Annotated in this window: 9 protein-coding genes and 2 pseudogenes; all 11 read right to left on the bottom strand. The window is 59.4% G+C overall.

Translation table 11 applies throughout. The features are described 5' to 3' along the window. Nucleotides 1–154 precede the first annotated feature (154 nt). The 11 genes and pseudogenes from RBT76_06810 to trpC all read right to left on the bottom strand — a co-directional run bounded on the left by RBT76_06810 (nucleotide 155) and on the right by trpC (nucleotide 11,865). A complete protein-coding gene (locus RBT76_06810; GenBank protein MDX9857480.1) occupies nucleotides 155–1,045 on the bottom strand; it encodes a carboxypeptidase-like regulatory domain-containing protein in 891 nt (296 codons plus the stop codon). A gap of 12 nt (nucleotides 1,046–1,057) precedes the next feature. Beyond that, entirely contained in the window at nucleotides 1,058–1,468 is a 411-nt protein-coding gene (locus RBT76_06805) for a DcrB-related protein (GenBank protein ID MDX9857479.1), read from the bottom strand. A 25-nt stretch (nucleotides 1,469–1,493) separates the two neighbouring features. Beyond that, nucleotides 1,494–2,714, bottom strand: a complete 1,221-nt coding sequence (locus tag RBT76_06800; GenBank protein ID MDX9857478.1) for a PQQ-binding-like beta-propeller repeat protein — start codon at nucleotides 2,712–2,714, stop codon at nucleotides 1,494–1,496. Nucleotides 2,715–2,742: 28 nt separating this feature from the next. Next, entirely contained in the window at nucleotides 2,743–6,243 is a 3,501-nt protein-coding gene (locus RBT76_06795; protein MDX9857477.1) for a hypothetical protein, read from the bottom strand. A 782-nt stretch (nucleotides 6,244–7,025) separates the two neighbouring features. Continuing rightward, a pseudogene (locus RBT76_06790) lies at nucleotides 7,026–7,211 on the bottom strand (PAAR domain-containing protein). Between the two features lie 24 nt (nucleotides 7,212–7,235). Continuing rightward, nucleotides 7,236–7,319: pseudogene (locus tag RBT76_06785) on the bottom strand (type VI secretion protein). Between the two features lie 131 nt (nucleotides 7,320–7,450). Continuing rightward, nucleotides 7,451–8,467, bottom strand: coding sequence for a 3-deoxy-7-phosphoheptulonate synthase (gene aroF, locus RBT76_06780; GenBank protein ID MDX9857476.1), 1,017 nt, complete (start codon nucleotides 8,465–8,467; stop codon nucleotides 7,451–7,453). Beyond that, nucleotides 8,464–9,291 carry a tryptophan synthase subunit alpha gene (gene trpA, locus RBT76_06775; GenBank protein MDX9857475.1) on the bottom strand — a complete coding sequence of 276 codons (828 nt, stop codon included), beginning with the start codon at nucleotides 9,289–9,291 and terminating at the stop codon, nucleotides 8,464–8,466. Before trpA ends, aroF begins: the two co-directional genes overlap by 4 nt. Beyond that, nucleotides 9,288–10,517 (bottom strand): tryptophan synthase subunit beta, encoded by a 1,230-nt coding sequence (trpB, locus tag RBT76_06770; protein ID MDX9857474.1) that lies wholly within the window; start codon nucleotides 10,515–10,517, stop codon nucleotides 9,288–9,290. Before trpB ends, trpA begins: the two co-directional genes overlap by 4 nt. Further along, the gene (locus RBT76_06765; GenBank protein MDX9857473.1) at nucleotides 10,451–11,107 is read right to left on the bottom strand and encodes a phosphoribosylanthranilate isomerase; all 657 of its coding nucleotides are present in this window, start codon (nucleotides 11,105–11,107) and stop codon (nucleotides 10,451–10,453) included. Before RBT76_06765 ends, trpB begins: the two co-directional genes overlap by 67 nt. Next, nucleotides 11,104–11,865 carry an indole-3-glycerol phosphate synthase TrpC gene (trpC, locus tag RBT76_06760; GenBank protein ID MDX9857472.1) on the bottom strand — a complete coding sequence of 254 codons (762 nt, stop codon included), beginning with the start codon at nucleotides 11,863–11,865 and terminating at the stop codon, nucleotides 11,104–11,106. The genes RBT76_06765 and trpC overlap by 4 nt, the downstream gene beginning before the upstream one ends. Nucleotides 11,866–11,867: the final 2 nt, after the last annotated feature.

Raw genomic sequence — 11,867 nt, 5'->3', positions numbered from 1 at the left:
CCCGGATGTGTCAAGATAATAACCCCGTACTTTTCCACATCGTCCGCGAGATCGCGTCATTATGGAGTCACGAATGCGGTATTCGACGAGCCCCGTACAGCGATAGTATCGGACACAAGTCGTTAAACCTTTTGGCCCCCGCGAACACTCGCTGCTACCGATCGGTCTGTCTGCCCAGTTTCGGGAAGGTCACACGATAGCGCCCGGGGGGCACGTCCTCCACCCGCGCCCGTCCGTCGCCGTCCAGCGTGCCGGAACGCTCCGAGCCATCCGGCAGGATCAGCTTATACTCAGCGTCGGCGACGGGCTTCCCGTCCACATCCATCAGCGTGATATCGACAAAGTCCTTGAAAACCAGCAGGCCCGACTCCTGCTTCCGGCCGTATTCGGCTCCACCGACTTTGATCGTGAAGAAGTACTCCGGCGGGTTGTAGGCCCGCCCGTAGCGTTGTCTCTCCTGCTCTGTGGGGATCTCATCGGTGTCTTCGTGGTACTCGTATTCCCAGGTGATTTCCACTTTGCCGTCTTTGACGGTGGCAGGGATTTCGGTAATGCGGTCATGACTGCCGTCGCTATCGTATTCGTAGATGGCGACCCGGACGTCTTTGCCGTCATCAATTCCGACAACACGGGCCGACAGTGTGACAATATCACCGCGCCGCGCCTCGGTCGCGCTCCACTTCATCTCCGTCACGCCGATAGGAGGGACGGCAGGGATCTTCTCGGACTTCGCCGAGAGGCCATGCTTCGATAACTTCACCTCGAAAAGTACGGATTCCCCGCGCTCGATGTCATCGGGGATGTCGAGGCAGCCAACACCACGGTTTGCGGTGACAGTCACCTTAGTTTTGCCCAGAGTTTTTCCGCTGCCGGTTTTGCCGACGATGTCCGCGGTGGCGCCGCTGCCGACGAATTCCGTCCGTACCTCAAACGGTGCCTTGGAGCCGCCGATCGCAAGCCCGGTGAGCCAGGAGGCCGACACGATGCTGGATTCCAGCTTCACCTTGTGCTGGCTGTCCGTGGCTTTACTGAACTTGGTCGACACCGTATGTGGCCCCTACGAGAGGATGGAAGTGATGAGACGGTCCATATCCAGGGCAACCGTCTTGATGGTCTTTTTCGTGAAATTCCCGGTAAATGTGTATCCGATGCCGTTTCGGACGACATAGACCATCTTGTGGAAGATGACCTGGTCGTCCACCGGCACCCACTTCAGCACCGCTTCGTATGCGGCCATTCCGTTGCTGAGGGTTATAGCTTCGTCCTTGACGGTCTCCGATGGCTGCAATGTTTCCAGGGCCGTGTCGATTCGGACGCGGGTGTACCGGTCAGCGGGCGTATCGCCTGCTTCTCTGTCTACGACCAGCGTGACAGCGTGTTCGGTGTCACCGTCATCGGGTCCCTTGAATCTGTAGACGGTCTGGTCCTGCCAGCCGCCGGGGAGGTCAAATGCGAGACGATCGTTCATACTATCAGGTCGTTTGTATTCATCGTTATTGATAGCAGTGGATGCCGCGTACGGTGGCAAGATAGAGGTCACCGTTCTCGGACGCAACCGCTGGTGCCACGACGGGCTCGGCAGGATCAAGGGTGATGGTGCACGCGGCATGCCCGTCTTTGTCAAAACGAACCGCGATGCTCGCTGATGTCACTAGCGCGGACCCATCGGCAAGGACGGTCACATAGCGCCGATCTGATCGGGCGACTTTGGTCTGCCAGGCTATCGTGCCCGAGTCGATGACGAGGAGGTCGTCGGCGTTGATATAGTACACGCGGTTGTCATATCCGATTGCCGGCGGCTGGTGGAAGACGTGACGTTCCGCCGTCTCGACCGGCAGCTGCCAGATGCGTTTGCCATTGAGATCATAGCAGGCCACAGCGGGCTGGCCGTCGGCGGAGACCAGTGCGGCGACCAGACGGTTCTCGTTATCGATGCTTGCCTGCAGGAATTCCGTGCCTGCCAGTTCGAACGCGCCTCGTTTTTCGCCGGTTTTAACATCATAGACAGTCACGCTGCCGATAGTGCTGAGCAACACGACCCGGTCGTGTTCGACGGTCAGCAGCGCAGGCAGACAGCCGCCTTCGAACTCATGTATCCAGTCCCAGTCGTCGTATTTCTCGGCGCCCATCAAGAGCACCTGGAAGTTGCTTGGCTGGGGGGGATCGCCCGGTTCCGGCTCCTCGGCGCGGTTAAACGTATGAAGCAGGATCCTGTCGCGAGTGACCGGCATCGCCACAAAGATAAATCCGCGATCGGTGGCGGTGGGAACAAAGAAATCCGAGACCACAGGCTTACCCGCGGCATCGACCGCATACAGATCTCCTTCTTTCCCCCGGTAATAAACGGCACTGTCCGCGTAGACGGCGGACATTCCTGAACCGTGCGACCGGGACCATGCCACGAAGCCGTCGGAACTAATCAGTGCGAGGCGGTCGACCGACTGAACGACCAGGCCGATCGGCGTGGCCAGCAGCACCGTCGGCGGGTTGGAGAAGCCGCTTTCGGCCAGCGGCGCAAACCAGCGTTCCCGCCCGGTCGCGTTTGATGTGACCGGAAGAAAAGAACGCTGCTGGAAATCAGCGTACAGCTTGCTGTACACAGCCATGTGGTTTTCCTTTACGCTCGGTTTCGGTTCTTCGGGGGGTCCGGCCTGACAGGCGGCGACCACGAGCAGCGCGGCCAGCGCGATACCGCCGCATCGGCCGCGACGCATGCCCGCTGGAGCGGATAGCCTGATCAGGTTACACCTCCTCAACCCGGAAGCCGCCCGTGCTGATGCTCGGCTGGTTGAACCAGTCGGAGACAAATCGGAAGTCCGCGGCGGACAGCGCCGCGGCATTGAGCGGCTTGTTGTAAAAATAGTTTACCAACTGTTTGCCGGTCGTGTGGTCTCCCAGCTTCAGAACCCGGTTGCTGTCCAGGGTGATCGGATCGGAGCTGGACTGCTTGACCTCGATGCGATAATTGAATCCACCATGTGTCGGGGGAGAGCCCGCCGCATAGAACTCAAATCCAGGGATGACCCGAATAATAGTGGGGTCAAGCGCTCCGCCACCGCCCACCAGCTTGAATCTGTTTTCGACGTTATAGTCTCCCTCGGACTTTGTCAACCATGTAAACAGTCGGGTTGCCCATGCCCGTTTTTGCGCCGGCGTCCAGGTCAGCGACCCGTTATCGATAAACGCAATCGACAGGAGGAAGCGGACGGCAACGATCGCTTTGACATCGGTCGGCGACGCCGTGTTGGACGGGTCGAGGCGCCTCGTCTCGTCGAGTACCGTGAACAGGGAAAGGGTGGCGGTGCGGTCTCCAGCGACCGTCCGGCGATCGTTGTTAATCCAGCGCCAGGGATCGACGGGATCCTGGCTCCTGCGGAAGTACCGCATGCCGGCCCGGGGATAAAAAATCTGGTGCTCTGCGCCGCCAAGAAACCGGTGCAACGAGCCGCCGCTCTTGGCTTTCTCGTTGAGCCAGTGGACGAATCTCCAGACGTGCCGCATGCGGATCGGACCGTTTTTGTCCATCATCGTGAGTTTGTCATGCGCGATGGAATAACCCTCACTGGACTGCACGCGCTGCGGGAAGTTGCTGTTGTTGCCGCTGATCCGATTGCCGCCGTTGGTGTAACCGAACTGTGCGAAGTTGGGCAGGTAGCCGTTGGTCGCCGGGCGGGGCACTTTCTCCATGTAGTCGTCGACCTGCCCCGTCGCGTGGCCCAGTTCGTGCGCCATCACCATGCAACCGTAGTCGCCGGGATCGCTGAACTCCTGGAACGGGAAACCGGCGAATCGGCCCGGGTCGTCCTCGCGTGTTTTGATTCGAAGGCTGAGAAGGCTGAAAGTATTGTCCTGTCGCCATGACATGACCCAGCTGCCCTTTTCTTCTTCGACGATAAATGACACGGAGTGCGGACGTCCGCCGCGGGTTTGTCGCAGAGCTGCGTTGAATTCAGCCTTGGAAAACAGGATTTCGTAATCGTTGTCGGTGAAGTCAAACGGCGACGGTGGATTGTACTCCAGGGTCTCATTTCCCTCAAAAAAGAAGGACGGGCGCACGATATGGTCCGCGCCGCCCGCGGTACTTTCGAATTCGTACTGCTTCTTGTTCCAGTGGTTCATGGAATTGACCATGCCGACGCTGAAAAACTCGGCTATTTCGGCATCAGTGGCCGGTCGCTGATCGCCGGTGCCGCCAACCGTGGGGTTGGTGTCCTTGCAGATGAACGTCGACCAGTACACCACCAGATAGGAGTACCGTCGAGTATCATCGGCTCCGCCGCCATGAAGGTAGTGAAGCGTAAAATCGCCTATCTTGAAGTTGTGAATCGTGACGAGCGGTGTGTCGTATTTGATTCGCTCCACGGCATGCCAGGCAGGATCGTTGAGTACGGCCGCGCGTGCACCCAGCACGTGCCCGGACGCAGCATTAAATGCTGCGGTTCTGGTCGTTCGCGTCGATGTCACGTCATAAAACTGACCGCAGAATACCACCGCGCGAAGGTTGCGCGACGGATTTGGCACGAAATTGATGTAAGAATCGCTCTCGTTCCTGGCGAACCTGATCAGGGTTTTTTCATGCTGGCCCGGAATATCTCCGGCCGACGCATCAACCGGGGGAAACACCTTCATCTGGTTATCGGCGGGATCGACAAACAGCAGCCGGACTCTGGACTTCTCAGACAGCGGCTTCGGCTCGCCCTGCGGATTGGCCGCGTTGATGAAAGCGGTGCGATCGTATAGAGTCTGATTGCCTGCCGTATCGATCAGCACGACGTCGTCTAGATTGAAGATGATCGGTGACGAAGCACTGGTTGAATCCTTGAGCAGGTTCTTGATCGGTTTGACGTCGCCGTCTTTGGACGCAATCCAGTTCTGCGAGTCGAATTCCACCGGAAGATCATAGTATGACAGCCGCTCGCGTGGCGAGAGTGCGGTCATCTGTTCCGGGGTTTTTGAAACGATTCGGGGTACGGCGTTTTTGTCCGCCGTGTATACAAACTGATCTTTGGCCTCAAAACGAAAGCGTACTTTGTCCGAGGAGGCGTCGGCCTTGGCCTGGGTAGGGAACTGGACTATCACCGTGTACTCCGACTCACTCTGCACAACTCGGCTCGGCAGGGGTTGGCCGTCGTCGGTCAGTGCCATAACACTCAGGCCGGTCGGCAGGGCCATCACTTCATCTCGCAGCCGATTGTAGTACTGAAATTTGAGATGATATGCGACAGCATACAGGTCTCCCGGTTGGATGTACGTGGGGCGGAAGTGGTAACGGCTCCAGAGCGGGCATTCCGCCTCTTCGTGCTTTCGGTCGAGGATCTCCGGGCAATTCATCACCGGGGCGTCTTTATCGGCGAAAAAGAGTATTTCTACCCGGCGGTTCTGCTGCGAGCGGTAATTGTCCCGTCCGCGTTCGTCGAGTGGAAATGATTCGCCGCATCCAACAACCTTCTTATCATCGGATACGAACTTCAGCGACGTCTGGCGCCGGTTATCAAGTTCCAGAGGCAGTATCTGGAGCGTGTCGCACAATATCTGCGAGTACAAGTCGTAGACCGCTTCCCAGTCGGCCTGAGGCCACGTGTGGCCGGGGCGATTGGCGATGATATCGCCGAGATTGTCCGGCAGCCTGCGTTTGCCGAACGGACCGGCATAGTCCCGGTTGAATCCCTGCGCAAAACCGTTAACGGCATTGCGGGTTTTATTGCCGAAGGCGTCGTCGAGCCCTTGCGGATCGCAGTTCCAATTCGACTTCTTCCATGGCGCCGTGAGATGGTGGAAGTACTCAACGATTTGCTGATAGTCTTCGACCTTATGCCGTGCAGCGCTCACCCGGCACCATTTCTCCTTCTCGCCATCCAGCAGATGGAGTACATTCGCGGCGCGCTGACGGGACAACTCGAAGTTCATACGGGCGCCACCTGACGTGTCGGTGTGCCCGGTAACGATCATTCGCAGACTCGGGTCAAACTCGAACTGGCGAAACACGAGAGCAAGTACCTTGAGTCCGGTGATCGCATCCTGGTCCTTGCTGGCGCCTGATCCGTCTGTAGATGATTTTCCGGCCGGACGCGAGGGCATGAGCACGGCGCTGTTGAGATGGAAGAGAACATCTTCCATTTCGAGAATCTGCACCGGCACCAGTTGATGCTGGAAGCGCGTGGTCTGACCGCTCACCCCGGCACATCCCGAGGAGAGAGCAGTTAAGCCTGCCGGCATGGTAGCGCTGTCGTTTGGGTCGGGCACGTCGCTGTCTCTTCGAACCGTTACTTCTTGGCTTTCAAATCGAAGGCCACCTGGGCCTTTCCGGGCGGGACCTTCTCGATTCTGGCTTTGCCGCCGCCATCGAGCTTCCCGGTCCGTACTTCGCCATTGGGGAGCGTCACTTTGTAGGGTACGCCTCCAATCGCCTTGCCGTCTTCGTCGGTCAATTCGATTTCGAGATAATCTTTCAGGTGCAGGATGCCCGAGCGCGCCAGGCACCCGCCGGCCTCGACGGTGAAGTAGAACGAGGGCGATGAGTAACCACCGGCCTGAGCCTTTTGATCCTGGGCTTTCAACAAAGATTCGTCAACCGCGAACGTCCAGTCGCACTCCACCTTGTCACCACTGACGCTTGTCTTGATATGGGCGATGCTCTTGTCCGAGGCGTTGATGTCTCTCATATAGACGGTCATCGTGGCCTCCGTGCCGGACTCGATACCGGCAGTCTTCGCTTTGAGGGAGAGCTTGTCGCCGACTTCGGCTTCGGACTTCGACCATTCGGCTTTGGAGATAGCTTTTATTTCGATTTCATAGCTGCCCTCTTTAACGCCCCCTTTTTTCACTCGGCCTGCGAGGGGACCGGACTCGATCACTTTTCCGTCAGGTCCGGTGAGGCTGTAGTTGGCGCCGCTGACGGGCAAACCGCCATTGTCTTCGAAGGCGACATCCAACGAATGTCCTTCCTTGCCCTCGGCGCTTTTGGCTTCGCCCTTCTTCGGACCCGCGCCCGCACCCGACAGTCCGCCACCACCACCGCCGCCCTGGCCGATCAGGACGGTCGTACAGCCTGCGACAATAGAGTCAGGGGGACCGGTACAGACGCAGGAATCACCGACAACGGCGGCGGGCATACCGCCGATCAAGACCGTCGGCGCACCGGGTCCGACGATCGGGCCGCCGACATGGGGGATTGGCGGGGTTCCGGGGGTCTGCATGGGGCAGGTGTGCATATCGGTTAACCGGGCCGCGGGTTTGCCGCCGATCAGGACATTCGGTTGACCTTTAACAATAACGCCGCCGTGCGCGGTCTGATCGCCCATGCGGGCGGCCGGTTTCCCCATGCCGTCTCCTTCCGAATGATACTGGTGCGGATATCGACTGGTATAGTATTATAGTCGAGCCGCCGGGTCAATGTTTAACTGACCCGTACTCAAGTACGCGAAAAAAAGGGCGTGGGGCGCTCATGACGCTACATGGACCGGCCGACCGCCGATGCAAGAGCCCGCAAGTCGGACATCAACTGCTCAAACTGGGACAACGTAAGCGACTGATCGCCATCGGAAAGGGCGTGATCCGGGTCTTGGTGGGTTTCGACGATGAGGCCGTCGGCTCCGGCCGCAATGGCCGCCCGCGCGACCGGGGCAACCAGGTCGCGACGCCCGGTGGCATGTGATGGATCCACCACCACCGGCAGGTGGCTCAGTTGTTTCAGTACGGGCACAGCGGCGATGTCCAGCGTATTACGTGTGTATTTCTCAAAGCTGCGGATCCCTCGCTCGCACAGGATGACGTTGGGATTGCCGCCGGCAAGTATGTACTCCGCCGACATGAGCAGTTCCTCGATCGTCGACATCAGTCCCCGTTTCAGCAGAATAGGTTTGGTCAGACGGCCAAGCTCGTCGAGGAGCGCAAAATTCTGCATGTTGCGGGCACCTATCTGGATGATGTCTGCATACTCGCACACCAGGTCGACATCGTGCGCCGATAGAACTTCAGTGACGATGGGCAATCCGGTTCGCTGTCGTGCCTCCGCAAGAATCTTCAGTCCCGCCTCCCCCAGGCCACGGAAACTGTACGGTGAGGTTCGCGGTTTGAAGGCGCCGCCGCGAAGGATATGACCACCCGAGCCGGCCACGGACTCGGCGATCATCATCGTCTGTTCACGCGATTCCACCGAGCATGGCCCGGCCATCATTATCACGCGGTCGCCGCCGATGACGACATCGCCAACCGCCACCTCGGTCGCGGTGTTGCGGAATTCCCGGCTGCCGAGCTTGAACGGCTTGGCGACCGGTGCGATCTCCGCCACGCCCGGCAGCGACAGTATGTCCTGCAGACTAAGCTCCGACCCGTTGCCGATAAGGCCGATTGCCGTCCGTCCGTTTCCCTGCGAAAGGTGGGGGCGGTAACCGAGCGACTCGACCTTCTTCAGAACCGAACTGATCTCACGTACGGTAGCCCCCGGTCTCATTACAACAACCGTCATATTCGCCTCGATGGTAGGGGTGATTGTGTTACGGGCGGAACAGCGTCGAGAGCATGACGAACTGCAGACGTAAACGCTTTCACTTCTGCACACGCCGCGTCGGACGAAGTGCTGTGTCGGACGATGTCTATGATGGCGCTTCCGATAACCACGCCGTCAGCTTCGCTCGCAACCCGGGCGGCCTGCTCGGGGGTGGAAATGCCGAAACCGACAACCACCGGCACCGGGCTTTGTGCCTTGATGTGCGCGATCCACTGGACAAGATCGTCGGCGAGCAACGGGCGGGCGCCGGTCACCCCGGCGACTGACACCAGGTACACAAAACCGCGCGTTCGCTGAAGGATCAGCTGCTGGCGCTCAGGGGGTGACGTTGGGGCGAGCAACTGGACCAGGTCGATTCCGCACGAGCGACAGATGCGTTCGAGCGGTGCAGTCTCTTCAACGATGGTGTCGGGGACGATCAACCCGCGTACGCCCACGCGGTGCGCCTCCCGCGCGAACCGCTCCAGCCCATATTGCAGGAGCGGGTTCAGATAACTCATGATCACGGCTGGTGTCGAGCTACTCGCACCGCACTCAGCGAGCATCGAGAGCGCCTGCGATACCGTGACTCCGTGAGCAAGCGCGCGTTCCGACGCATGCTGGATGGTCGGTCCGTCAGCCAGCGGATCAGAAAAAGGAATGCCGACTTCAACAATGTCTGCGCCGGCAACACATACGTCTCGAAAGAGCCTGCAAAACGTGTCGGGATCCGGGTACCCCGCCATGAGGTACGGGACAAACGCGCGGCGCACGGAAGAAAAACGACGAGTTGGAAGATTCATGAGGCCGCCTTTCGTTCGGCTGTGGGTTCGGATTCAGACACCTGGTTTGTGATAAGATCGGCGACCGTGCCGAGGTCTTTGTCGCCGCGTCCGGACAGGTTTACGACAAGAATCGCGTCTTGTCGCATTGTTGCCGCCACCTTCCGGGCGCCGGCGAGGGCGAATGACGACTCAAGGGCGGGGATGATGCCTTCGTATCGACTCAGTTCATTGAATGCATCGAGTGCCTCGCGATCGGTCGCGGTCACGTACTCGACTCGTCCCGATTCGCGAAGATAGCTGTGCTCCGGGCCGACACCGGGATAGTCCAATCCAGCGGAAATCGTGTGTGTTTCCTGTACCTGACCGTCGGTGCTCTGGAGCATGAAACTGAAACTGCCGTGGAGGACGCCCGGTTTGCCGCAGGAGAGAGTAGCCGCGTGACGGCCGGATGCGAGGCCGTCACCAGCCGACTCGACGCCCACCAACCGCACTTGCTTCTCGCGCACGAAGGGGTGGAACATACCCAGGGCGTTGCTGCCGCCGCCGACGCAGGCGACGATGACATCTGGAAACCGACCGGTTGACCGCAAGGCCTGCCGACGAGTCTCACGACCGATGACGGATTGGAAGTCGCGGACGATCATGGGGAAGGGATGCGGACCAACGGTTGATCCGATGATGTAATGGGTATGCTCGACGCTCGCCACCCAATCGCGCATCGCTTCGTTGGTGGCGTCCTTCAATGTACCGCTGCCTCCGGTAACAGGCACGACTTCGGCGCCGAGCAGGGTCATGCGGAGAACGTTGGGAGCCTGCCGTTTAATATCCTGGGCTCCCATGTAGACGGTACAGGAGAAGCCGAAGCGGGCTGCGACCGTTGCTACTGCGACGCCGTGCTGGCCGGCGCCGGTCTCCGCAATGACCCTCCGCTTTCCCATGCGGCGAGTCAGCAGGGCCTGGCCGATGCAGTTGTTGATTTTGTGCGCTCCCGTATGGTTGAGGTCTTCGCGTTTGAGGTATACGCGGGGCCCCATCCAACGGTCGGTCAGTCGTTCGGCGAAATACAGCGGCGTCCGCCGCCCTACAAAATCGCGCAGCAAGGCGTGCAATTCGCGGCGAAAGACCGGGTCTCGCCGCGCGGACCAGTACTCACGTTCCAGTTGCGTAAGCGCTGCCATCAGTGTCTCGGGGACAAACCGTCCCCCGAATTTCCCGAAATAGCCGCGCGCATTCGGCACTCCCATGAGCGTACCTCGTGTATGAAGTGTTGGATCTTTTTGTGATCTTTGCGGCCCGGCGCGTGTTCGACGCCACTAGACACGTCTACCGCATACGGCCGCACCTGTGATAGAGCCTCACCGACGTTTTCAGGTGTAAGCCCGCCCGCGAGAAATAAATCCTGCAGCCGCGCTATCCGGGAGGCAGCAGTCCAGTCGCAGACTCGTCCGGTCCCTCCGTGAAGGGACGGATGAGATCCGTCAAGCAACACATACCTCCAATTGGATAGTTGGATGCATTCGAGATCGGCCGGTCGGGAAACGGCACGGATGATCGGAATGTCTACGGTAGTGTCTCCGGAAACGGCGCCATGCAGCTGAAGCATATCGATGCCGCAGTCCTGCGAAATCAGGGCAGCGTGAGAGGCATCTTCGTTCGCAAACACGCCGACCGTAATCACCATGTGCGACAGCTCTCCGATGATCTCCTTCACGGCCGCCGGAGTGACTTGTCGGGGGCTCGGTGCGAATACGAACCCGATCATGTCGGCGCCGGCGTTGATAGCTGCAACGGCGTCGCCGGTGTTTGTGACACCGCATATCTTCACCCTGGTCATACGGCCGCCCTCAGAAGATTACCGATCATCGCAGCTGGGTCGGTCGCAGTCATAAGCGATTCACCTACGAGCGCGGCGTGCACTCCGGCGGTTCGCAGCCGCACAAGATCGTCGGCGTTCTTCACGCCGCTCTCGGAGACGATGGCTACGTTGTCGGGCAAGAAAGGAACGACCCGTTCCGTGACCGAGAGGTCCACCGTGAAGGTCCTGAGGTCACGATTGTTAATACCGATAACTCCTGCGCCGATTGCGCAGGCCGCGGCTGCTTCAGTCTCATCGTGCACCTCAACCAGCACTTCGAGTCCGATTGACAACGCCAGATGAAAGTACGACTCGAGTTCTTCCGGCCGGAGCGCCGCTACGATCAACAGGATTGCGTCGGCGCCGATGGCCCGGGACTCATAGACCTGATACTCCGAAAGGATGAAGTCTTTTCGCAGGATGGGGACAGAAACTCGGGAGCGGGCAAGCTTGAGATCATCAGCCGAACCATGAAAAAAGCGGCTGTCGGTAAGCACGGAAACCGCATGCGCGCCGGCCCGCTGGTACAATTCGGCGCGTTGCGCAACGTTGACCGATTGTGCTAACATACCCCGTGACGGAGAACGACGTTTGATTTCCGCGATCAGAGAGACACCCGGACCCCGAAGCAGGGCTTCCCGAAGACTTTTAACCGGGGGGAGACTGCCGACAATTTCGCGGAGGCCGACGATCCCCCGGCGCGAGAGTGCGGCAAGCTCGGCGCGTTTGTGTTTCACGA

This window comes from Candidatus Zixiibacteriota bacterium (genome assembly GCA_034003725.1).
Classification (GTDB): domain Bacteria; phylum Zixibacteria; class MSB-5A5; order GN15; family FEB-12; genus WJMS01.
Note: the sequence above shows the minus strand (reverse complement) of the source record. Positions and strands in the feature narration are given on the sequence as shown.

Coding starts and splice junctions, on each gene's coding strand:
- RBT76_06805 (MDX9857479.1), bottom strand. CDS start 1,468: ATGAACGATCGTCTCGCATTTGACCTCCCCGGCGGCTGGCAGGACCAG.
- RBT76_06800 (MDX9857478.1), bottom strand. CDS start 2,714: ATGCGTCGCGGCCGATGCGGCGGTATCGCGCTGGCCGCGCTGCTCGTG.
- aroF (MDX9857476.1), bottom strand. CDS start 8,467: ATGACGGTTGTTGTAATGAGACCGGGGGCTACCGTACGTGAGATCAGT.
- trpA (MDX9857475.1), bottom strand. CDS start 9,291: ATGAATCTTCCAACTCGTCGTTTTTCTTCCGTGCGCCGCGCGTTTGTC.
- trpB (MDX9857474.1), bottom strand. CDS start 10,517: ATGGGAGTGCCGAATGCGCGCGGCTATTTCGGGAAATTCGGGGGACGG.
- RBT76_06765 (MDX9857473.1), bottom strand. CDS start 11,107: ATGACCAGGGTGAAGATATGCGGTGTCACAAACACCGGCGACGCCGTT.